21 protein-coding genes and 1 tRNA gene are annotated in these 20,694 nt (G+C 62.7%); 7 read left to right on the top strand and 15 right to left on the bottom strand.

The window, feature by feature from the left end; translation table 11 throughout:
- Positions 1 to 34 precede the first annotated feature (34 nt).
- The gene (locus V1279_RS35415) at positions 35 to 475 is read left to right on the top strand and encodes a cyclic nucleotide-binding domain-containing protein (RefSeq protein ID WP_334445418.1); all 441 of its coding nucleotides are present in this window, start codon (positions 35 to 37) and stop codon (positions 473 to 475) included.
- 3 nt (positions 476 to 478) lie between these two features.
- Here V1279_RS35415 and V1279_RS35410 read toward each other — a convergent pair whose 3' ends face one another.
- The 9 genes from V1279_RS35410 to V1279_RS35370 form a co-directional block, all read right to left on the bottom strand.
- A complete protein-coding gene (locus V1279_RS35410; protein WP_334445416.1) occupies positions 479 to 1,294 on the bottom strand; it encodes an exodeoxyribonuclease III in 816 nt (271 codons plus the stop codon).
- A gap of 74 nt (positions 1,295 to 1,368) precedes the next feature.
- On the bottom strand, positions 1,369 to 2,178 hold the full coding sequence (locus V1279_RS35405; protein ID WP_334445414.1) for an outer membrane lipoprotein carrier protein LolA: 810 nt from the start codon (positions 2,176 to 2,178) through the stop codon (positions 1,369 to 1,371).
- Between the two features lie 135 nt (positions 2,179 to 2,313).
- A complete protein-coding gene (locus V1279_RS35400) occupies positions 2,314 to 4,755 on the bottom strand; it encodes a DNA translocase FtsK (RefSeq protein WP_334445412.1) in 2,442 nt (813 codons plus the stop codon).
- A 13-nt stretch (positions 4,756 to 4,768) separates the two neighbouring features.
- Positions 4,769 to 5,992, bottom strand: coding sequence for an aminotransferase class I/II-fold pyridoxal phosphate-dependent enzyme (locus tag V1279_RS35395; RefSeq protein WP_334445410.1), 1,224 nt, complete (start codon positions 5,990 to 5,992; stop codon positions 4,769 to 4,771).
- Between the two features lie 173 nt (positions 5,993 to 6,165).
- Positions 6,166 to 6,573 carry a GFA family protein gene (locus V1279_RS35390; RefSeq protein WP_334445408.1) on the bottom strand — a complete coding sequence of 136 codons (408 nt, stop codon included), beginning with the start codon at positions 6,571 to 6,573 and terminating at the stop codon, positions 6,166 to 6,168.
- Between the two features lie 184 nt (positions 6,574 to 6,757).
- Positions 6,758 to 8,200 carry an ammonium transporter gene (locus V1279_RS35385; RefSeq protein ID WP_334445406.1) on the bottom strand — a complete coding sequence of 481 codons (1,443 nt, stop codon included), beginning with the start codon at positions 8,198 to 8,200 and terminating at the stop codon, positions 6,758 to 6,760.
- A 38-nt stretch (positions 8,201 to 8,238) separates the two neighbouring features.
- Positions 8,239 to 8,577: a P-II family nitrogen regulator gene (locus V1279_RS35380; RefSeq protein ID WP_008142813.1), complete on the bottom strand. Its 339-nt coding sequence runs from the start codon at positions 8,575 to 8,577 to the stop codon at positions 8,239 to 8,241.
- A gap of 307 nt (positions 8,578 to 8,884) precedes the next feature.
- Positions 8,885 to 10,192: an ammonium transporter gene (locus V1279_RS35375; RefSeq protein ID WP_334445405.1), complete on the bottom strand. Its 1,308-nt coding sequence runs from the start codon at positions 10,190 to 10,192 to the stop codon at positions 8,885 to 8,887.
- 89 nt (positions 10,193 to 10,281) lie between these two features.
- On the bottom strand, positions 10,282 to 10,620 hold the full coding sequence (locus V1279_RS35370; protein ID WP_028348351.1) for a P-II family nitrogen regulator: 339 nt from the start codon (positions 10,618 to 10,620) through the stop codon (positions 10,282 to 10,284).
- 245 nt (positions 10,621 to 10,865) lie between these two features.
- Between V1279_RS35370 and V1279_RS35365 the strand changes: the two genes are divergently transcribed.
- The gene (locus V1279_RS35365) at positions 10,866 to 11,753 is read left to right on the top strand and encodes a DUF4339 domain-containing protein (RefSeq protein WP_334445404.1); all 888 of its coding nucleotides are present in this window, start codon (positions 10,866 to 10,868) and stop codon (positions 11,751 to 11,753) included.
- 4 nt (positions 11,754 to 11,757) lie between these two features.
- On the opposite strand, the gene tesB is transcribed toward V1279_RS35365, so the two are convergent.
- On the bottom strand, positions 11,758 to 12,618 hold the full coding sequence (gene tesB, locus V1279_RS35360; RefSeq protein ID WP_057853741.1) for an acyl-CoA thioesterase II: 861 nt from the start codon (positions 12,616 to 12,618) through the stop codon (positions 11,758 to 11,760).
- Positions 12,619 to 12,821: 203 nt separating this feature from the next.
- Here tesB and V1279_RS35355 point away from each other — a divergent pair, with 203 nt between their 5' ends.
- Positions 12,822 to 14,039, top strand: a complete 1,218-nt coding sequence (locus tag V1279_RS35355) for a ubiquinone biosynthesis hydroxylase (protein ID WP_334445401.1) — start codon at positions 12,822 to 12,824, stop codon at positions 14,037 to 14,039.
- Positions 14,040 to 14,149: 110 nt separating this feature from the next.
- Here the strand turns inward: V1279_RS35355 and V1279_RS35350 are convergent, their stop codons facing one another.
- Entirely contained in the window at positions 14,150 to 14,347 is a 198-nt protein-coding gene (locus V1279_RS35350) for a Trm112 family protein (protein WP_212417270.1), read from the bottom strand.
- 50 nt (positions 14,348 to 14,397) lie between these two features.
- On the bottom strand, positions 14,398 to 14,934 hold the full coding sequence (locus tag V1279_RS35345) for a TetR/AcrR family transcriptional regulator (RefSeq protein ID WP_334445399.1): 537 nt from the start codon (positions 14,932 to 14,934) through the stop codon (positions 14,398 to 14,400).
- Between the two features lie 77 nt (positions 14,935 to 15,011).
- Between V1279_RS35345 and V1279_RS35340 the strand changes: the two genes are divergently transcribed.
- Positions 15,012 to 15,362, top strand: a complete 351-nt coding sequence (locus V1279_RS35340; protein WP_247522825.1) for a hypothetical protein — start codon at positions 15,012 to 15,014, stop codon at positions 15,360 to 15,362.
- A gap of 4 nt (positions 15,363 to 15,366) precedes the next feature.
- Here the strand turns inward: V1279_RS35340 and V1279_RS35335 are convergent, their stop codons facing one another.
- Together V1279_RS35335 and trxA are read right to left on the bottom strand one after the other, a co-directional pair.
- The gene (locus tag V1279_RS35335; RefSeq protein ID WP_334445395.1) at positions 15,367 to 16,041 is read right to left on the bottom strand and encodes an LON peptidase substrate-binding domain-containing protein; all 675 of its coding nucleotides are present in this window, start codon (positions 16,039 to 16,041) and stop codon (positions 15,367 to 15,369) included.
- A gap of 40 nt (positions 16,042 to 16,081) precedes the next feature.
- Complete coding sequence (gene trxA, locus V1279_RS35330; RefSeq protein WP_334445393.1) at positions 16,082 to 17,005, bottom strand: thioredoxin; 924 nt, start codon at positions 17,003 to 17,005, stop codon at positions 16,082 to 16,084.
- Between the two features lie 497 nt (positions 17,006 to 17,502).
- On the opposite strand from trxA, the gene V1279_RS35325 reads away from it, so the two are divergent.
- Positions 17,503 to 17,577 (top strand) — tRNA-Gly (locus V1279_RS35325).
- A 253-nt stretch (positions 17,578 to 17,830) separates the two neighbouring features.
- Here the strand turns inward: V1279_RS35325 and V1279_RS35320 are convergent.
- Positions 17,831 to 18,067 (bottom strand): hypothetical protein, encoded by a 237-nt coding sequence (locus V1279_RS35320; RefSeq protein WP_334445392.1) that lies wholly within the window; start codon positions 18,065 to 18,067, stop codon positions 17,831 to 17,833.
- 541 nt (positions 18,068 to 18,608) lie between these two features.
- Here V1279_RS35320 and V1279_RS35315 point away from each other — a divergent pair.
- Positions 18,609 to 19,871, top strand: a complete 1,263-nt coding sequence (locus V1279_RS35315) for a PQQ-dependent sugar dehydrogenase (RefSeq protein ID WP_334445391.1) — start codon at positions 18,609 to 18,611, stop codon at positions 19,869 to 19,871.
- 181 nt (positions 19,872 to 20,052) lie between these two features.
- A complete protein-coding gene (locus tag V1279_RS35310) occupies positions 20,053 to 20,637 on the top strand; it encodes a c-type cytochrome (protein ID WP_334445390.1) in 585 nt (194 codons plus the stop codon).
- Positions 20,638 to 20,694: the final 57 nt, after the last annotated feature.

Raw genomic sequence — 20,694 nt, 5'->3', positions numbered from 1 at the left:
ATTCGTAATTTTCGCGCATCCCGGTCACAGATCCATGTCGATCGAAGATGATGTAGCCCTGCTCGAGCGGGTCCCGACATTGCGCCTGTTGGGAACGACGGCGCTGCGCATGCTGGCGATCGGCTCGGAGCAGCGCGATTTCTCGCCCGGCGATTATCTGTTCAACGCCGGCGACGAGGCGGATGCCGGCTATATCGTTCAACGCGGCACGATCCGCGTCGAGGACGGCGGCGCCGAAGTCGTTGCGGGCCCCGGTGCCCTGATCGGCGAACTGGCGCTGATCGTTGCGATGAAGCGGCCGTCCAGCGCGGTCGCGCTTGATCATTCCTCGGTCATCCGGGTGGCGCGCAGCCTGTTTCAACGCGTGCTCGAAAGCGATCCCGGCGCAGCGCGCCGCCTGCGCGACGAACTCGCCACCCGCACCAGCCAGCTCGCCAGCGATATTCTGATGGCCGGCGCCAAGCTTAGTATTTGATCGCTACACTTCCAGCGTCACCGTCACCGGCACGTGGTCGGACGGACGCTCCCAGCCGCGGGCGTCGCGGGCAATCTTGAAATCGCTGACGCTGTCCTTCAGCGCGCGCGAGACCCAGATGTGGTCGAGCCGCCGGCCGCGATCGCCCACCGTCCAGTCGGCGGCGCGGTAGCTCCACCACGTATAGACCTTTTCCGAAAGCGGAATCCGCTCGCGCGCGACGTCGAACCATTCGCCATGGGTCTGCGCCGCCAGCAGCTTCTCGCATTCGATCGGCGTGTGCGAGACGACCTTCAGGAGCTGCTTGTGCGACCACACGTCGTTCTCATATGGAGCGACATTGAGGTCGCCGACCAGGATATGCCGGTCGTCGCCGCGCGGATGCAGTGGTTCGCACGCCTTCATCTCGTCGAGAAATTTCAGCTTGTGATCGAACTTCGGATTGAGTGCGGGATCGGGAATGTCGCCGCCGGCCGGAACGTAGAAATTGTGCAGCACGAGCGGTTTTGCGAGTTGCGCCTTCTCGCCGAACGCCACCGAGATGTGGCGCGAATCGATCTTGTCGCAGAAGGTTCTGATATCGGTGGCCTCGAAGGGCAGTTTCGAGACGATGGCGACGCCGTGATAACCCTTCTGCCCGTTCAGCGCGACATGCTCATAGCCGAGACGCTTGAATCGCTTCAGCGGGAAAGCGTCGTCGATGCATTTTGTTTCCTGCAGGCACAGCACGTCCGGGCGTGCCGATTTGAGGAATTTGGCGACGATGTCGATGCGCAGGCGCACCGAATTGATATTCCACGTTGTCAGGGAAAAACGCATGAGGACCGTGTATTACCACGGTTGCCGGCGCGGATTTCCGCCTCTCCACAGAAACAATGGAGAAGGCGCGCCGTTCAGTTCGCCGGGTTAGTGTAGTTGGTGAAGTCGATCTTGAAGAGGCCGGGGTCGACCTTCCTGGTCGAGTCCAGATTGTAGACCGCAACCGTGGTGTCGTAGCCCTGCGGATCGGTCACGGTCCATTGCTTGAGCTGGCCGTCCTTCGTGCCGACCATCAGCATCAGCCGGCTGGTGCCGATCAGGGCCTGCTTCTCCTCGATGGTGACGCTGATGTAGACGTCATCGGCCATGACGTTGACGACGTTGGTGTCCTTTAGCAGATCGATCCGGTCCGACAGCAGGAAGCGCAGCGGCGTCTGCGACAGCGGATAGATGTCCTGGGTCGCAAGCTTTGTGTCGCGGACCGCCAGCGACGATCCGTCGGCGATGATCGCGATCGGGCTGGGCGCATCGTACTCGAATCGCACCTTGCCGGGCTTCTGGATGTAGAAATCTCCCTTGGTCTTGCTGCCGTCGGGACCGACCTGGACGAAATTTCCGACCAGCGTCTGCAGGGAGGACAAATAGGAGCTCACCCGGGCAGCCTGCGCCTTCTGGCTGGCGTCGAAGGTTGCAAAAATATTGGCGGGCACATTGCGGTGCGGATCGGGAATCACCGGGTTCGGCGGCGCCTGGGTGGCGCCGGTGGTCATCGGCCCCTTGTTGTCCTGCGCGCTCATCTGCACGCCGCCGTCGCGGGTCTTGGGCGCGGGCTTCGGAACCGGCACGGTCTGCGAGAGAGCCGGCGTCGCGAAGGCTGCGATGGACGTGGCGATCAAAAGGGCCAGTCCGGAGCGCAGCCCGCGATGGGTGGATTGTTGTGTCATCAGGTATTTCGGATCTCTATTCGACGAGGCATCCCGCTGCCAGCCATTTTATCGTGCTTTCGACCAAAGGAGATATCGTTTTTCCGTGAAAATCGTTACGCCGAATCCACCTTTGGCGCCCTTTGGCGCCGCAATCTAGAAGCCGCCCTCTTCCTCCGCGACCAGAATTTCGCGCTTGCCGGCGTGATTCGCCTGCCCGACGATGCCTTCGAGTTCCATCCGCTCCATCAACGAGGCGGCACGGTTATAGCCGATTTGCAGCCGGCGCTGAATGTAGGAAGTCGAGGCCTTGCGGTCGCGCTTGACGATCGCAACCGCCTGCGAGAACAGGTCGCCGCCGCCATCGCCGCCCATGCCGGTGGAATCGAACACCGCGCCGTCCTCGTCGGTCGGCTCTTCGGCCGTGACCGCTTCCAGATATTCCGGCTGGCCTTGCGTCTTGAGATGGCGCACGACCTTTTCGACTTCCTCGTCGGAGACGAACGGTCCGTGCACGCGGCTGATGCGTCCGCCGCCGGCCATATAAAGCATGTCGCCCTGCCCGAGCAGTTGCTCGGCGCCCATTTCGCCGAGGATGGTGCGGCTGTCGATTTTCGAGGTGACCTGAAACGAGATGCGGGTCGGGAAGTTCGCCTTGATGGTGCCGGTGATGACGTCGACCGAGGGCCGCTGGGTTGCGAGGATGACGTGCAGACCGGCGGCGCGCGCCATCTGGGCGAGGCGCTGCACCGCGCCTTCGATATCCTTGCCGGCCACCATCATCAGGTCGGCCATTTCGTCGACGATGATGACGATATAGGGCAGCGGTTCGAGGTCGAGCTTCTCTTCCTCGTAGATCGCCTTGCCGGTTTCCTTGTCGAAGCCGGTATGCACCGTGCGCGTCAGATCTTCGCCCTTGCCCTTGGCTTCGACGAGGCGCTGGTTGTAGCCGTCGATGTTGCGCACGCCGAGCTTGGCCATTTTCTTGTAGCGCTCTTCCATCTCGCGGACGGCCCATTTCAGCGCGACCACCGCTTTTTTCGGATCGGTCACGACCGGCGTCAGCAGATGAGGGATGCCGTCGTAGACGGAGAGTTCGAGCATTTTCGGATCGACCATGATCAGGCGGCACTGATCCGGCCGCAAGCGGTAGACCAGGCTCAGGATCATGGTGTTGATCGCGACCGATTTGCCGGAGCCGGTGGTACCGGCGATCAGCATATGCGGCGTGCGCGCGAGGTCGATGATGATGGATTCGCCGCCGATGTTCTTGCCAAGGCAGAGCGGCAGCTTCGCGTGCGACTCGTCCTTCGTGGTCAGCAATTCGCGCAAGTAAACTTTTTCGCGATGCGCATTCGGCAGTTCGATACCGATGGCGTTGCGGCCGGCGACCACGGCGACGCGCGCTGAGAGCGCGCTCATCGAGCGGGCGATATCGTCGGCAAGGCCGATCACGCGCGAAGACTTGATGCCCGGTGCGGGTTCGAGTTCGTAGAGCGTCACGACCGGGCCGGGATTGGCCTTGACGATCTCGCCGCGGACGCCGAAATCGCCGAGCACGCCTTCCAGCGCGCGTGAATTGGCCTCCAGTTCGGCCTTGTTGAGCGGCTGCCGGTCCGACGCCTTGGGCGCCGTGAGCACCGAGACCGAAGGCAGTTCGAATCTCTCGGATTTGCGCGCCGCCGCACGCGGCGCGGCCTTCTTGCGCGGAGCGCGAGCGGCCGGGACTTCCTCGTCCTCGTCTTCCTCTTCTTCCTCGTCCTCGAATTCCGCTTCCCGCGGGGCCAGTGCCGGCGCAGCGCGGCCGCGGAGGCTCGGTTCCTGCCGCTCGAACGAGGCCGTGCGAGGCGGCGGCGAACTCGACACCAGCGATCGATAGGCCGCGCTCATCAGCCAGGCGACCCGCGCCTTCGCGCTCATCAGCGCGTGATAAACCCATCCGAGCGAAACCGAACTGCTATCCCCTTCTTCCTCGAAGGGCGTATCATCGTCCTCGATCGGTGTCAGCTCTTCATCTCTCGGGCGCGAGCCCCAGCCGCTGGCAAACAGGAAGGCCGCGCACATCGCCGCGAACAGGATGATACCGAGCACGAGACGATAGGTGAAGCCGGCCGGACCGAACACCACGGCCGGCGCCCGCACCAGCGCGTCGCCGACGACGCCGCCAAGGCCGGTCGGCAGCGCCCACGCGCCGCCATGCGGCCAGCAGCTTGCAAAACCCGCTGCGATCACCGTGCAGAGAATCCAGCATCCAAGCCGGAGCGCTTCGCGGTCGAAGGTGCGATGGGTCAGCATACGCCAGCCCCACACCGCGACGGGGAGGATCAGCATGATCGCGCCGAGGCCGAGGATCTGCATCAGGAGGTCGGCGCCGATCGCGCCGGGGTAGCCGAGAACATTACGGATCGGACGCGAAGTCGCGTGGCTCAGGCTCGGGTCCTGTACCGACCACGTCATCAACGCCGCCGCCGCCACGCCGGACAGCGCGATCAGGCTCAAGCCGGCAAGCTCGCGCAGGCGCCGTGCGAGGGCGTCGCGGATTGAGACCGGCAGATGGCCGACCAGGGGAATGACACGTTCGATCGCTGGCATGCTCATGGGGGCCCTGCGATTAATCCAGAATTTCGACCAGCCGGTGCAGTGCCTCGGCCGTTGATTCACTGTCGGAGACCAGCGCGAGGCGGATGTAGCCCGCGCCGGGGTTGAAGCCATCGTTCTGCGGCCGCGACAGATAGCTGCCGGGGATCACGCGGACGCCCGCATCCCGATAGAGTTTCACCGCCGTCGCCTCGTCGCCGCCTTGCTCGGAGACGTCGAGCCAGACGCAGAAGCCGCCGGCGGGCCGCACATAGCCGTAACGGCTGCCGAGAATCTGGTCGGCGAGATCGAACTTGATGCGGTAAAGCCTGCGGTTTTCTTCGACATGCGCCTCGTCGCTATAGGCGGCGACCGCGACGTGCTGCAGCGGCACCGGCACCTGGGGGGCCGCGACGTTGCGCAATTCGTGAAAGGCCGCGAGAAACTTGCGATCGCCGGCGGCAAAGCCGACGCGCATGCCGGGCAGGTTCGAGCGCTTCGACAGCGACTGGAACGCAACGACATTGGCGAAGTCAGGCCCGGCACATTCGAGCGCGCTGCCCGGCGCTTGCCTGGTGTAGATTTCCGAATAGCACTCGTCGCTCAGGATCATGAAGCCATGGCGGTCGGCGAGTTTTTTCAGCCGCGTGAAGTAGTCGTGCGAGGCGACGGCGCCTTGCGGATTGGCGGGCGAGGCGATGAAAATCGCAACGGTCCGGGCCAGCGTCGCATCGTCGAGTGCATCGAGATCCGGCAAAAATCCGTTGGCGAGCGTGGTCGGCAGGTAGACCAGTTCGCAACCGGCGGCGCGGGCGCCCGCGCCATAGGCCGGATAAAACGGGTTGGGCATCAGGATCGCGGGCCTGCCCTTGCGCGGGCCAACATAACGGGCGGCGGTGATCGCCGCGAAAAACAGCCCCTCGCGGCTGCCGCTCAGCACCAGGATTTCGCTCTCGGGATCGATCGGCCGCGGCAGTTGGAACCGGGTCGACAGCCAGTTCGCTGCCGCGCGCCGGAACGGCTCGATGCCCCTGGCGAGGGGATAGCGGCCGAAATCAGCAATGTGCTTCGCCAGAACCGGCCCGACAAAATCCGGCACAGGGTGCTGCGGCTCGCCCAATGACAGCGTAATCAATGGCTTGGCGGGCTGGTAAGGAGCCAGCAACTCGGTCGTGCGTAGAAAAGGCGAACGCTCGGCCTGACCGGCAGGTACGCTGCCGGCGCCCTGCGCCACGCCGGAAGAAGCAGTCATCGCCATGTCTGAAACGCCAGCACTTTCAATAGCGGTCGAGGGACCAAACCTCCGACCGGAAACACATCAAACCACCATAGATACGGCGAGGTTAAGACGCGATTAACCATCGGCGCCGGCGGCGATTTTGATCGATTTGTGGGTTTCGACCGCTCGGATGGCGAGGGTTCGGAACTGCGCTACCGCTGCGGAAGCCGCTCGAAAGCCGGCATGCCCTCGGGCACGTGGTGGTAGGGCTGCTTGTCGATGGTGTAGATCGCAATCTGCGGTTCGCCGAACAGGCTGGGATCATCGAGCGTGCCAACCTTGACGACCACGGCGGGCAGTCCCGGCGGGCGCGTTACAACGTGCGTGCCGCATTCGGCGCAGAATTCCCGCGTCACCGCGCGTTCCAGGTCGGCGCGGGTGAATTGCTTGGGAGCTTGCCCGGTATACTTGAAGCCGGCGACCGGCATCAGCAGGAACATGTTGGTCGAGCCGCCCGAGATGTACTGGCACTCCCGGCAGTGGCACTGCGCCTTCATCATCGGCTCGCCCTCAGCGACATAGCGCACCTTGCCGCAATAACATCCGCCTTCGAGTTTCATGGCGCTTCTCCCTGTGCTGTTGCCGGCATTTCGACGGATCGCGCCCGGTTTGGCAAACCCTTTTCGCCAAAAAGAAAGGGGCTCCAACTTGCGCTGGAGCCCCTCAACGGTCAGGGCATTGCCGGGTATGTGCCCGAACCGGAGTTGTGGGTGCGACCCCTTGGGGATCGCGCCCCGGGAGAACCTACATGTTGTAAGCGCGCTCCGTGTGCTCGGTGACGTCGAGGCCTTCACGCTCGGTTTCGACGTTGACGCGCAGGCCGACGATGACGTCGACGACCTTGAACAGGATCGCCGAACCGATGCCCGACCACACCAGCGTGGTGCAGACGCCCCAGAACTGCGAGGTCATCTGCGCAACGAAGTCGTAGTCGGCGATCTTGCCGGCGGCGTAGTCCATGACGCCGGTGCCGCCAAGCGCCGGATTCACCAGGATGCCGGTGCCGAGTGCGCCGACGATGCCGCCGACGCAGTGCACGCCGAACACGTCGAGCGAGTCGTCATAGCCGAGCGAGTTCTTCACCACGGTGCAGAAGAACAGGCAGACGACGCCGACCACGAGACCGAGCACGATCGCGCCCATCGGACCGGAATAGCCGGCCGCAGGCGTGACCGCCACGAGGCCTGCCACCGCACCCGACAACGCGCCGAGCACGGAAGGATGACCCTTGACGATCCATTCCGCGAACATCCAGGCCAGCGCCGCGGCTGCGGTTGCAACGAAGGAGTTGGTCATGGCGAGCGCGGCGCCGCCGGAGGCCTCGAGGTTCGATCCGGCGTTGAAGCCGAACCAGCCGACCCAGAGCAGCGAAGCGCCGATCATGGTCATGGTCAGCGAGTGCGGAGCCATCAGCTCCTTGCCGTAACCGACGCGCTTGCCGATCAGCAGCGCACCGACCAGACCGGCGATACCGGCGTTGATGTGCACCACGGTGCCGCCGGCGAAGTCGATCGCGCCCTTCTTGAAGATCCAGCCGGCGTCGGCATTGATCTCGTCGAGCTTGGCCTGCGCCGCGGTCTTCGCCGCACCATCAGCCGCCGCGGCAAGCGCCTTGGCTGCATCCGTGATCAAGTCCGGTCCTGGCCAATACCAAACCATATGCGCGATCGGGAGATAGATCAGCGTGACCCAGAGCGGGACGAACAGCGCGACCGCCGCGAACTTCATGCGTTCGGCGAAGGCGCCGACGATGAGGGCGGGGGTGATCGCCGCGAAGGTCATCTGGAAGCAGATGTAGATGAGCTCGGTGATGTTGGCGTCGACGCTGAAGGTCGCGGCTTTCGAATCCGTCGTCACGCCCATCAGGAAGGCCTTGGAGAAGCCGCCGATGAAGTCGGAACCGCCGGTGAACGCGAGGCTGTAGCCATAGAGCGTCCAGAGAAGGACGACGATGCAGACGGTGTAGAAGACCTGCATCAGCACCGAGAGCATGTTCTTGGAACGGACGAGACCGCCATAGAACAGCGCCAGGCCCGGGATGGTCATCAACAGCACCAGCACTGTCGACGTCAGCATCCAGGCGTTGTCGCCCTTGTTGACGGTTGGCTCGGCGTAGGCAGCGGTCGCGGCGAACAGGCCGACTGCGAGGGCTGCCAATCCCGCGCTATAGGGACGTTTAAACGTCATTTGGTTTTACTCCTAAGTGGTAAGGTTTGAGCGCGAAATCAGAGGGCCGCGGCATCCGCCTCACCCGTGCGGATGCGCACCGCATGGTCGAGGTTGATGACGAAGATCTTGCCGTCGCCGATCTGGCCGGTCTTGGCAGCGGAGGTGATGGCGTCGATGGTCTTGTCGACCTGATCCGAGGCGACAGCGACCTCGATCTTGATCTTGGGCAGGAAGCTCACGGCGTATTCGGCGCCGCGATAGATTTCCGTGTGGCCCTTCTGGCGGCCATAGCCTTTGACTTCCGTCACCGTGAGACCATGAACGCCGATGGCGGTCAGGGCATCCCGGACTTCTTCGAGCTTGAATGGCTTGATGATCGCCATAACAATTTTCATGGGTATTGTCCCCGCTTGGGCCCGGTTCAGACCGACCGGGCGTTCTCGACTGAGATTCACCACGCGGAGATGTTCACTACGCGGGCACAGCCAGGACCCTTAGAATCAAATGCCGTGCCAGATCGAAGCCGTTCCCTAACAGACTATGAATCCGGCCCTTTTCGCCCTTTGCGGGAATTGCACGTTCCTGCGCCATTCCGTCGCGCCCAAAGCGTAGTCAGGCTTGCCCAAATCGTGGGCAGGCGCTGTTCAGCGACGCAATCCCTGCTCAGAGGCAGTGCAAGGAAGTGGTAACGGGGTGGGTGGCCTATTGCAGCGCTTCGCCGTGCTGCGAGATATCGAGGCCTTCCAGCTCCTGCTGCATCGACACCCGTAGCGGCGCGAACATGCCCACCAGCTTGAGCAGCACAAAGGTCATGCCGCCGGACCACACCAGCGTGGCGGCGATCCCATAGAGCTGGATCAGGACCTGCTGCGCATTGCCCTCGATCAGGCCTGCGGTGCCGCCGATCGCGTTCACCGCAAAAACGCCGGCGAGCAATGTGCCGGTCAGTCCGCCAACCCCGTGGACGCCGAACACGTCGAGCGAGTCGTCATATTTGAAGCGCTGCTTGAGCCAGGTGCAGGCCCAGAAGCAGAGGGTTCCCGCGACGACGCCGATGATGACGCCGTGCCACGGCGCAACGAATCCGGAGGCCGGCGTGATGGTGCCAAGACCGGCGATGGCGCCTGAGATCATGCCGAGCACCGATGGTTTGCGCCGTGTCGCCCATTCGATCGCGGCCCAGGTCAGCGCGCCGGCGCAAGCCGCCAGATGCGTCGCGGTGATCGCCATGACCGCGCGCGAGTTCGCGGCCAGCGCCGATCCGCCATTGAAGCCGAACCAGCCGACCCACAACAATCCGGTGCCGATCACGGCAAGCGACAGATCGAATGGCGCGAGGTTCTCGCTACCATAGCCTTGGCGCCGGCCGATCACCATCGCGGCAACCAGACCGCCGATGCCGGCGGAAAGATGCACGACGAGGCCGCCGGCAAAATCCAGCACGCCCATGGTGCCGAGGAATCCGCCGCCCCACACCCAGTGCGCGAGCGGCACATAGACGAACGTGAACCAGCCGACGGAAAAAAGCAGATAGGCCGAGAACCGCATCCGGTCCGCCACCGCACCCGCCACCAGCGCCACCGTGATGATCGCAAACGTCATCTGGTACAGCATGAAAAGCGCTTCCGGTATCGTCTTCGCCGCCGGGTTGACGCTCTCCATCGTCATTCCGATCAGGAACCAGCGATCGAGCGTGCCGATCCATGGACCATCGCCGACGAAGGCCAGCGAATAGCCGAACGCCACCCAGAGGATCGAGATGATCGCAACGGCAGCGAGGCTCTGCGCCATTGTCGCCAGCACGTTCTTCTTGCGCACCATCCCGGAATAGAACAGCGCCAGACCCGGTATCGTCATCATCAATACCAGCGCGGTGGCGACGATCATCCACGCGGTGTCGGCGGCATTGATGGTGGACGTTTCGGCGGCCACGGCCGGCGTCGCGAGCGAGCTCGCCGCAAGAGTGATGAGCGCAGCATTCCCCGCTGCACGATACGATGGTGCCCCCATGGAATTCCCCCGGCGTGTTGTCGTTTCGTTGTCGTTTCTTGGCTTGCCCGTCAGCGTCGTTGCCGCCGCGCCTTCAATTCAGTGATGTCTCAGAGCGCGTCGCTATCGGTCTCGCCGGTGCGGATTCTCAGTGCATGGTCGATCGGCGTGACGAAGATCTTGCCGTCACCGATCTGTCCGGTGCGCGCGTTCGCGGTAATGACTTCGACCGCCTTGTCGGCGACGTCCGAGGCGACCGCGATTTCGATTCGGAGCTTGGGCAGGAAGTTCACGACGTATTCGGCGCCGCGATAGATTTCGGTGTGGCCCTTTTGGCGGCCGTATCCCTTGACCTCGGTCACCGTCATGCCGTGGACGCCGATGGCCGTCAGCGCCTGGCGCACCTCGTCAAGCTTGAAGGGTTTGATGATCGCGACGACGAGTTTCATGGTCAGGCCTTCATTTCCCTGGATATCTTTTGAGCACTCGGCATGCTGACCGCCCGGCGGCTCGCTGCCCACGCAAATCTGGCATCTTTCCGGGCAAATGGCACAAAAAAGTTGCAGGTAGAAGGGAAAACATTTCGGGCTGGTGACATCGATCACTGTACAGGCGGTAGGATCGTCCGCCAAAATGCGGTTTCACCGCCAGCCGTCCGGCTGGCTTCCCCCTCTCCACGGCTCAAGGGACAAAAATGTCGAACCGATCGTGGTTTTATGCATCCAGCGGCCAGCAACAGGGCCCCTATCCCGAGGCGCAGCTCCGCGACCTCGTTACCCGGGGCATGGTTGGGGCGGACACGTTGGTCTGGACCGAGGGGATGTCGGGCTGGCAGCGGGCCGGAGACATTCCCGGCTTGGTTCCCGGCGGATCAGCCCCGCCCGCTTTCGCACAGCCCGGTGGCCCGCCACAAATGGCCGGAAGCTATAGCGGGGGCCCGCTGTCGATCGATTTCGGAATCTTGGAGTTTACGTGGCGCAGCCTCGTGCTTGTGATCGGGCTCATCCTCATCATCCCGGCCCCGTGGGCCCTGGTGTGGTACCTCAAGTGGATTGTACCGTGTGTGCAAGTGCCGGGACGGCCGAACCTTAGCTTCGCAGGCGAGGCGATGACGATCGTTCCGTGGTATTTCGGGGCCCTCGTGCTCATTGTCGGCGCGGGCCTGACCGGCATTGACTTGCTCAGCAACCTGATGAGTCTCGCTCAGATCGTTCTCTACTGGCTTTTCCTGAGATGGTTCGTCGCGAACCTTGCGTCCAACGAACAGCCGCTCGGGCTCAGCTTCTCCGGCTCGTTTTGGGTCTATCTCGGATGGACCATTCTGGCGGTTGTCTCCATTATCACCATAATTGGCTGGGCGTGGGTTTACGTAGCCTGGATGCGCTGGTTTTCCCGGAATATCCAGGGCACGCGGCGCGAAGTCGTCTTCATCGGCACCGGCCTGGAGTTTCTGTGGCGTGCGATCGTGACTGCAATCGCCAGCAGCTTCATCATCCCAATTCCATGGATGTATCGCTGGATGTGGCGCTGGCTGGCGTCGCAGACTGTTTTGGCCGAAAGAGGCACGCAGGTAAACGCGTAAAACATCACTTGCGCTGGCGCACCGAGCCTTCCTGGGCCACCGACGCCACCAGCGTGCCGTCGGGCTTGAAGATCAGGCCGCGGGTCAATCCGCGGCCGTCTTGCGCGCTCGGCGAGTCCTGCGCGTAGAGCAGCCATTCGTCGGCGCGAAACGGCCGGTGAAACCACATCGCGTGATCGAGGCTGGCCGGCATCATGCGCTTGTCGAACAGCGTGCGGCCATAGCGCGCCATCACCGCATCGAGCAGCGAGAAATCCGACGCATAGGCCAGCGCGCACAAATGCAGCGCCGGATCGTCGGGCAGCTTGGCCGCGGTGCGAATCCAGACATGGATGCGTCCATCATCGATCTTCTGGCCGAAATATCGGCCGAGCTCGACCGGGCGCAGCTCGATCGGCCGGTCGGATTCGTAATAGCGGCGGATGAACTCCGGCATCTCCTTGAACATCGGCTGCTTCGACACCTCTTCCGCCGTGAGCTTTTCCGGCGGCGGGACATCCGGCATCTTGTCCTGATGGTTGAACGCGCCTTCCTCTTCCGCATGGAACGACACCATGATCGAGAAGATCGCGTTGCCATGCTGGATCGCGGTGACGCGACGGGTCGAATAGCTCTTGCCGTCGCGCAGGCGTTCGACCTGGTAGATGATCGGGATCTGCGGATCGCCGGGCAGGATGAAATAGCAATGGATTGAATGCGGCAGGCGGCCCTCGACGGTGCGGCAGGCCGCGACCATCGCCTGCCCAATCACCTGGCCGCCGAACACCCGCTGCCAGCTCGTCTTCGGGCTGTTGCCCCGGAACAGGTTCACCTCGAGCTGTTCGAGATCGAGAATGGAAATCAGGTCAATCAGGCCCTTGGACATGGCGGTGCTTTCATTTCGTGGCGCGCCTCGAAGAGGGCGAATCCGGAATCTCGTGCCAAAACCTCTGGATTCCGGGTTCGCACTGACGCGCGCCCCGGAATGACGGTCCGCTTACGTGCCCTTGTTTCGAAACCCTGTTTCGCCCAGCTAATATCAGGTAGCAAGTCTGGTCTAATGTGACGGCGTAACCGGGTAAGGATCGCATGGCGGCACAGCGAAGCATTGTCATCTGCGGCGGCGCCTTTGCCGGGCTGGCGCTGGCGCTGGCGCTCCGTCAGGGCCTTGGCGCGGATATTCCCGTCATCGTGGCCGATCCGGCCCTGGCAGTGCGGCCGAGCCGCGATCCGCGGGCGACCGCCATTGTGGCCGCGTGCCGGCGGTTGTTCGAGGCGCTCGGCGTCTGGGGCCAGGTATCGGACTCCCAGCCGATCCTCGACATGGTCGTCACCGATTCCAGGCTGGAAGATGCCACCCGTCCGGTGTTCCTGACCTTTGCGGGAAATGTCGAACCCGGCGAACCCTTCGCCCACATGGTCGAAAATCGCCGGCTGATCGATGCGCTGGTCGCCCGCGCCGAGGCTGAAGGCGTCGATCTCTGGGCCACGGCGGTTTCGACCTACGATTCACGTTCCGACGGCGTCACCGTGACGCTCGCCGACGGCAATGTCATCGAAGCAAGCCTGCTGATTGCCGCGGACGGCGCGCGCTCAAAACTGCGCGAGCGCGCCGGCATTGCCACCCATGGCTGGGACTACGATCAATCCGGCATCGTCGTTACCGTGGGTCATGAGCGGGATCATCACGGCCGTGCCGAAGAGCATTTTCTCCCGGCGGGTCCATTCGCGATCTTGCCGCTGACCGGAAAGCGCTCGTCGCTGGTGTGGACCGAGAATCGCACCGAGGCCGCACGCATCACCGCGCTTGGCGAAGCCGAATTCCACGACGAGCTGGAGAAGCGCTTCGGGCTGCAGCTCGGCGAGATCAAGGCGCTCGACAAGCCGCGCGCGTTTCCGCTCGGCTATTTCGTCGCGCGCTCATTCATCGCCGAGCGGCTGGCGCTGGTCGGCGACGCCGCGCATGTGATCCATCCGATCGCCGGGCAGGGGCTCAACATGGGCCTGAAAGACGTTGCGGCGCTTGCCGAAGTCGTGGTCGACGCGGCCCGGCTCGGCATCGATCCCGGGCAGGCCGATGTGCTCGACCGCTACCAGCGCTGGCGGCGCTTCGACACCATGGCGATGGGGCTCGCCACCAATTCGCTGAACTTCCTGTTCTCGAACGAATCGACGCTGCTGCGTACCGTGCGCGATATCGGGCTTGGCCTCGTCGATCGCGCGCCGCCGCTGAAGAACCTGTTCATCCGCCAGGCTGCGGGACTGTCCGGCGAAGTGCCGCGGCTGTTGAAGGGCGAGGCATTGTAGTTTCTCTTATCGTAGCCCGGATGGAGCGGAGCGAAATCCGGGAACGGTCTCGCAAGTCGATCGGACCAACCCGGATTGTGCTTCGCTCCATCCGGGCTACGCGATTTCCCTCACTCAATCTTCCGCGCCTCTTCCGGCAGCATGATCGGGATGCCGTCGCGGATCGGATAGGCGAGCTTGGCGGAGCGCGAGATCAGTTCCTGCCGGGTCGAATCGAATTCGAGCGGGCCCTTGGTCACCGGACAGACCAGGATCTCCAGCAATTTCGGATCGACGGTGCCGTCGAGGCGTTCGGGCGTGGCATTCATTTGCAGTCTCCGGCTAGGCGCTGGTGCTTAGCATATCGGATTGCAGCCTGTCATGACGCGGCCATCCGGACCAGTTCGTCGAGCACGGTCTGTTGCCGTGCTTTCGGCAAGGGCTGGTCCGACAGAGCAAAGCCGAGAAAAGCCCAATATAGAATTTGCGCCCGGGCGCGGGCAATCTCCGCCGATAATCCGGACTGCGCCAGAAGGCCCTCTACATAGCTCAGCCGGCGCCGGTCGATCGCCTGCACGGCGGCGCGGGCAGCGGGATCGACGCTTGCCCAGGTGCGGACTGCCCGTTCCAGCGTCAAGCGTTCGCCGAACACGCGGCGCAGCAGCAGCGCGAGCGGGTTCTCGTTGTTCGAGGCCGCCTCGACATTGGCGATGATCTGCTCGGCCGCAACTTCGTGCCAGCGCGCGAGGATCGCGGCATGAAACGCGCCGATATCGGCAAAGTGCCAGTAGAAGCTGCCGCGCGACACGCCCATCGCCTTGGCCAATGGTTCCGCCTTCAGCGCGGTGAAGCCGCGGCCCGCCAATGCTTTCAGGCCCTGGTCGAGCCAGTCCTTTGCCGACAGCTGATTGTTCATGTTCCCACCATACACTACTGTATTGACAAGCGCCAGAACGTGGCGCACAACCATACAGTAGTGTATGGAGACATCGGATGCGCGATCTCATTTTGCAATGCGCTGGCGTCGCTGGAATAGCGGTGGCCCTGATTCACGGCGTGCTGGGGGAAACCAAGGTGTTCGCTAGGGCGACCATCCAGCCGGAGAGCCTGCGGACCCTGATCCGCCTTGTATGGCAGGCGGGTACGGTGGCCTGGATCGGCGGCGGCGTGCTGCTGATTGCCGCGCCCTCGTTTGGATCGGAGAGCGCGCGGCACTGGATCGTCGTGACGATCGTCGCGGTCTACGCCTTTGCTGCCGCCGCCAATGCCTGGTGGTCGCGCGGCCGCGGCTTCGGCTGGAAAGCGCTCGGCGCCGTCGTCGTGCTCGCGGTGGCGGGGTACTGAAGCGCTACTGCAGCCCGGTGTCACCGCTGGTGCGCTTCTTGGCGAGGTCCATTTCGGTCACCGCGATCAGAATTTCGGCGCGGGTTTTCAGGTCGGGCGCCTCCAGCATCGCCTGCTTCTCCGCCGGACCATAGGGCGACATCATGGCGAGCGCGTTGACCAGTGCCTCGTTCGGCGCGCTCTCGATACCTTCCCAATCCACTTTCAGATTGTTGGCTTCGAGAAAATCCGTCAGCACATCGAGCAAGGCCGCGCGGTCGACGGCTTCTTCGCCTTTGCGCGCCACGAAATCGTCGGCATAGGGAAAGAAATCCACCTTGCATTGCCGATATGCGGTCAGTGCCGAGATTTCTTCGACCACCTTGAAGCGCGCGACGCCGGTCAGTTCCAGGATGTAGCGGCCGTCGCCGGATTCGGCGAGCTGCGTTATGCGGCCGACGCAGCCGACCCGGAACAGCTCCGGCCTTACCTCGTCCCTGCTGCGGGAACTATCCGGCTGGATCATCCCGATCAGCCTATGGCCGTCGCGTAGCGCGTCATCCACCATCGCCAGATAGCGCGGCTCGAAAATATTGAGCGGCATCTGGCCGCGCGGCAGCAGCAGCGCGCCCGGCAACGGAAACACCGGAATGATTTCGGGTAGCTCGCCGGGTCCGCGGTATTCGGCATTGATCGGCATCTGCAGTCCCGGTCAGTTCGTTGGTTCGGTGGAATACGCCTTACGAGAAGAGAACCGTCGACAGCCGCTTTCGTCCCTCGACGGTGGCTTCGTCGGCGCCGCCCCACGCCTCGAAGAACTGCACCAGCTGCTTGCGCGCGCCGTCATCGTTCCACTTGCGATCGCGCTTGACGATCTCCAGCAACTGGTTGGTCGCCTCCGAGCGCTTGCCGAGCGCGTTGAGCGCGGTCGCCAGGTCGAATCGCGCCTGATGGTCGAGCGGGTCTGCGGCGACCTTCTGTTCCAGTTCGGTCACAGGACCGACCGCCTGGGCCTGCTCGGCAAGGTCGATCGAGGCCTGCACTGCCTTGACCGCCGCGTCGTTGCGCTTCGATTCCGGCACCATCGCCAACGTCTGCTTGGCCTGCTCGACGGCACCCGTCGTCACATAGCATTTCGCCAGCCCCGCGAGCGCCGCGATATTGGTGGCATCGAAACCCAGTATCTCGGCATAGATCCGGGCTGCCGCGGCGGGATCGCCTTCCGCCAGCACGGCCTCGGCCTCTTGCAGGATCTCTGCGATATTCGGCTCGCCCGGCGCCGTCATGCCCTTGGTGAGTTTGTCGATGAAGGCGTTGATTTGGCTCTCCGGCACCGCGCCCATGAAACCGTCGGCGGGCTGGCCGCCCACGAACGCGATCACGGCCGGGATCGACTGAATGCCCATCTGGCCGGGGATGGCCGGATGCTCGTCGATATTCATCTTGACCAGCTTGACCTTGCCCTTGGCCGCGCGGACCGCCTTTTCGAGAACGGGCGTGAGCTGGCGGCAGGGTCCGCACCAGGGCGCCCAGAAATCGATCAGCACCGGCTGACGCTTCGATTCCTCGATGACATCCTTCACGAAGGTCTGGGTGGTCGTCTCCTTGATCAGATCGGGTGCTGCCTGCGGCGCCGGGCCGCCGCCCTGCTCAACTATCGTCACGGTATCCTCGCCTGATGTCTTGAGAAGATGTCTCGGAATTCGGCCGTTCTAGCACGGCTAGGAGCGAAGTTCCTCCTCCGCTAGATGGCGGCTTGGTCACAAAATTCAATCGGCAGGCGTCTTTCGGATCACCGAAGACCGGATCGGCCGGAACCCTCGGGACGTCGATGGCCCGTCGAGGCAAGCCAAGGGACTTTGCAAGGGACTTTCGATTGCGACTGCGGCGTGTGGGATGAAATGACAGGGGACGTTGGAAGGCTGGTTCGAAAATGGGCGAATCGCCCCGCGTCGCGCTGACGGCCTGGCCTTGGGTTCCCGGCGTGGGCTCAAGGGGCCGACAAAGCCCGTTTAGGCGTTGTTTCGGACCGATTCGCTCCCATTTGTTAATGAAATCGGATTATCCGCGTGACATCGGATCGCACGCGGACTGTTGCATTCACGGTCCGCATTTGGCATAGGTCTGCCGTTGACGGCGAACGTTTGCCGCCATCTCGGATGCGGGTGTAGCTCAGTGGTAGAGCACGACCTTGCCAAGGTCGGGGTCGAGGGTTCGAGCCCCTTCGCCCGCTCCAGATTTCTTCCATGGCAAATTACCGGATCATCGACAGGCCGCCTTTTGGCGGCCTTGTCGTTTGTGGGCCAACGCTCGCATAACAGACGATGGCCTTCACGACGACAAGGCGCGGTGCCGGCCCGGCCCTTACTGAACATCACCTGTTCCGAATACGGACGACCCGAACCCTTGCCGCTCCCGTGTTCACGTCACTGAAGAGGCCGGCCCAGAATCCGCTCACCGGCTTGTTCAAATAGACGTAGAGCTCGCCGTCACTTTTCGGCTTGAACGCCTCGCTCAAATACTCGACCGTTCGAGGATCGTCGCGCGTGTCGATGAAATTTTTCCGTATTGCCGGTCTCTCCGTAGCGCGTAATGACCCGTCCAAACGGACGATCGAAAGTGCGCTTGATCGGATACGCGGCAGCCAAGGCCGCCATTTGGGCCAAAGCGACGGCTGAACCCCACCAGCCATTGTCCTTGTGATGCCAGAACTCGTGCAGCGGCATGCCACCCGGGCCAGAGGATGCGCCAAGAAATGACCAGTCATCCTTGTTGCTGATCTCGAACGTATAAGTCTGCGAGGCAAGAACCTTGACCTTGGTCGACGTGGAACATTACGCGTATCGAACTCAGTTCTCACGGCACAGAGTTTCGTGCACGTGTCCGGAAGCGTGCCGTCGCGATCAGGATTTGGCCCCCTCCACTATGAAGTTGGCCACAACTGCATTGTTCGTTTGCCCATCAGGAAAAATAACGCGCGCGATCCGCTGATGTGGAACGCCGCCCACTTACGCGCCTTGCAATGAGGCGCATGCGTTCGCTCGACACGAATATTGCGGTGCAGCGGGCGCAACTGCAAATGCAGCTGCTTAGCAATCCGTCTCACAATTTGCTTTGGTCTGACGGAGCGGCGCCGCCCGCGCTTCTCACGCGCATCGAATGTGCTACCATTTTCCGGTCTGTTTCCCTTCACCAGACCAAGTTCGCCTCTCGAACGTTTCAAAATAATAACAGGCGCAGCCGCCAGGCTGCATAGGGAGTGACGCGATGAAATCGGCTTTCAATCGATCTATTCTTGCGCTCGCGGCTATCCTTGTTGTCGCAGGGGCCACCCAGGCCGACGCGCAACAAAAGGCCCTGAAGAAATACGAGTCCGGCACCAAGGACTTCTGGAACAACCCGCCGCCGGACTGGTTCCTCGGCGACGAGATCGAAGAACAAAAGGGCCTCGCTCCGCCGTCCGGACCGCCGACCGGCGCCTCGGAAGCGGAGCTGGCGGCAATGATGAAAAAGATCAAGCTGCCGGACGGCTTCAAGATCGAAGTCTATGCATCCAATGTACTGTCCGCGCGGCAGATGGCCTGGGGCGACAAGGGCACGCTGTTTGTCGGCTCGTTCGAGCTCGGCAATGTCTATGCGATCAAGGACAATGGCGGCAAGAAGGAGGTCAAGACCATCCTCAAGGGCCTCAAGATGCCGACCGGCCTCGCCTTTCTCGATGGCGCGCTCTACGTCATCGCGGTCGACAAGCTGATCAAATACGAAAACGCCGAAGCCAATCTCGATAATCTGGGCGCCGGCAAGGTCGTGTATGACGACATGCCGTCTTACATCGCGCACGGCTGGAAATATATCACGGTCGACAAGGATGGCTGGTTCTATTTGCCGTTCGGACCTCCCTTCAACATCGGCATCCCCCCGACCAGCGTCTCGCAGGTCCGCCGCGTCGATCCCAAGACCGGCAATGCCGAGATCTGGGCGCTCGGCGTCCGTAACAGTGTCGGAGGTGACATCGATCCGCGCTCGGGGCGATACTGGTTCACGGAAAACGCCCGCGACTGGGTCAGCGACGACATGCCGAGCGATAAGCTCAACATGATCTCCAAGATCGGCGAGCATTTCGGCTATCCCTATTGCCACCAGGGCGATATGCCGGACCCGAAATTCGCGATGGGTCACAAATGCTCTGAATTCACGCCGCCCGTCGTTAATCTGGGCGCGCACGTGGCGCCGTTGGGTATGAAGTTCTATACCGGCAATCAATTCCCGCCTGAGTACAAGAACAACATCCTGATCGCTGAGCACGGCTCCTGGAATCGACATAAATACCAGGGCGCCCGGATCAAGCGCGTCATCGTCGATGCCGACGGCAAGAACGCCAAGTCGGAGATCTTTGCCTCCGGCTGGCTCGAAGGCGACCAGGGCTATCTCGGCCGTCCGAACGATATCATCCTGGACAAGGACGGTTCGATCCTCGTGGCCGACGACTGGGCAGGTGCGATCTATCGCATCAGCTACAGCAAGAAGTAGAGCGCGAATTGGCAGGGGCTGCGGTTGCTCGGGAACGAGCGGCCGCGGCCTTTGTTGTTTGTGCCGCGGCATCAACACCGTCATGCCCGGACTTGATCCGGGCATCCATCAAAACAGAGATTCTTTGCAAGTGTGATGGATTGCCGGGTCAAGCCCGGCAATGACGACGGGAGGATTGGGCATGCGGACTGCACTGATCGCGATTGTATCCGTTGCTTTCGTCGCTTGCGGTTCGGCCACGCACGCCGCCGATATCGCTGCCGGCAAGGAAAAGGCCGAACTGTGCGTCGGGTGCCACGGCGAAGGCGGCATTTCGCAGATCGAGAACATTCCCTCGCTGGCGGCGCAGCCCGATCAGTTCATTCAGTGGCAGCTCGTGTTTTTTCGCGCCGGCACGCGCAAGAACGAGCAGATGCAGCCAATCGTCGAGCAGCTCAACAACGAGGACATCCGCAATCTCGGCGCCTATTTCGCTTCGCTTGAACCGCCGAAAGCGCCCAAGCCCGATGACAATCCCGAACTTTCGAAGAAGGGCGCGCAGGCCGCCGCCGGGCGACGTTGTGCTTCATGCCACACCGATAGCTACGCCGGCACCAAGGGGGTCGCCCGCATCGCTGGCCAGCGCGAGGAATATCTCGTCAATGCGCTACGCGAGTACAAATCGGGTATGCGATCCGGCGGCGCCATGGCCGCGATGGCGGATGTCGCCTATCCCCTCAGCGAAGAAGAGATCGAAGCGCTCGCGCATTATCTGGCGTATCTCTGACAGTGGCGTAGCCCGGGTGAAGCGAAGCGCAACCCGGGATAATCCGACCAGCGCGAA

Source organism: Bradyrhizobium sp. AZCC 1610, assembly GCF_036924515.1.
In the GTDB taxonomy this organism is placed as follows: Bacteria; Pseudomonadota; Alphaproteobacteria; order Rhizobiales; family Xanthobacteraceae; genus Bradyrhizobium.
The sequence above is the reverse complement of the archived record's forward strand: the minus strand, read 5'-3'. Positions and strand labels throughout refer to the sequence as shown.

Coding starts and splice junctions, on each gene's coding strand:
- V1279_RS35415 (WP_334445418.1), top strand. CDS start 35: ATGTCGATCGAAGATGATGTAGCCCTGCTCGAGCGGGTCCCGACATTG.
- V1279_RS35410 (WP_334445416.1), bottom strand. CDS start 1,294: ATGCGTTTTTCCCTGACAACGTGGAATATCAATTCGGTGCGCCTGCGC.
- V1279_RS35405 (WP_334445414.1), bottom strand. CDS start 2,178: ATGACACAACAATCCACCCATCGCGGGCTGCGCTCCGGACTGGCCCTT.
- V1279_RS35400 (WP_334445412.1), bottom strand. CDS start 4,755: ATGAGCATGCCAGCGATCGAACGTGTCATTCCCCTGGTCGGCCATCTG.
- V1279_RS35395 (WP_334445410.1), bottom strand. CDS start 5,992: ATGGCGATGACTGCTTCTTCCGGCGTGGCGCAGGGCGCCGGCAGCGTA.
- V1279_RS35390 (WP_334445408.1), bottom strand. CDS start 6,573: ATGAAACTCGAAGGCGGATGTTATTGCGGCAAGGTGCGCTATGTCGCT.
- V1279_RS35385 (WP_334445406.1), bottom strand. CDS start 8,200: ATGACGTTTAAACGTCCCTATAGCGCGGGATTGGCAGCCCTCGCAGTC.
- V1279_RS35380 (WP_008142813.1), bottom strand. CDS start 8,577: ATGAAAATTGTTATGGCGATCATCAAGCCATTCAAGCTCGAAGAAGTC.
- V1279_RS35375 (WP_334445405.1), bottom strand. CDS start 10,192: ATGGGGGCACCATCGTATCGTGCAGCGGGGAATGCTGCGCTCATCACT.
- V1279_RS35370 (WP_028348351.1), bottom strand. CDS start 10,620: ATGAAACTCGTCGTCGCGATCATCAAACCCTTCAAGCTTGACGAGGTG.
- V1279_RS35365 (WP_334445404.1), top strand. CDS start 10,866: ATGTCGAACCGATCGTGGTTTTATGCATCCAGCGGCCAGCAACAGGGC.
- tesB (WP_057853741.1), bottom strand. CDS start 12,618: ATGTCCAAGGGCCTGATTGACCTGATTTCCATTCTCGATCTCGAACAG.
- V1279_RS35355 (WP_334445401.1), top strand. CDS start 12,822: ATGGCGGCACAGCGAAGCATTGTCATCTGCGGCGGCGCCTTTGCCGGG.
- V1279_RS35350 (WP_212417270.1), bottom strand. CDS start 14,347: ATGAATGCCACGCCCGAACGCCTCGACGGCACCGTCGATCCGAAATTG.
- V1279_RS35345 (WP_334445399.1), bottom strand. CDS start 14,934: ATGAACAATCAGCTGTCGGCAAAGGACTGGCTCGACCAGGGCCTGAAA.
- V1279_RS35340 (WP_247522825.1), top strand. CDS start 15,012: ATGCGCGATCTCATTTTGCAATGCGCTGGCGTCGCTGGAATAGCGGTG.
- V1279_RS35335 (WP_334445395.1), bottom strand. CDS start 16,041: ATGCCGATCAATGCCGAATACCGCGGACCCGGCGAGCTACCCGAAATC.
- V1279_RS35320 (WP_334445392.1), bottom strand. CDS start 18,067: ATGCCGCTGCACGAGTTCTGGCATCACAAGGACAATGGCTGGTGGGGT.
- V1279_RS35315 (WP_334445391.1), top strand. CDS start 18,609: ATGAAATCGGCTTTCAATCGATCTATTCTTGCGCTCGCGGCTATCCTT.
- V1279_RS35310 (WP_334445390.1), top strand. CDS start 20,053: ATGCGGACTGCACTGATCGCGATTGTATCCGTTGCTTTCGTCGCTTGC.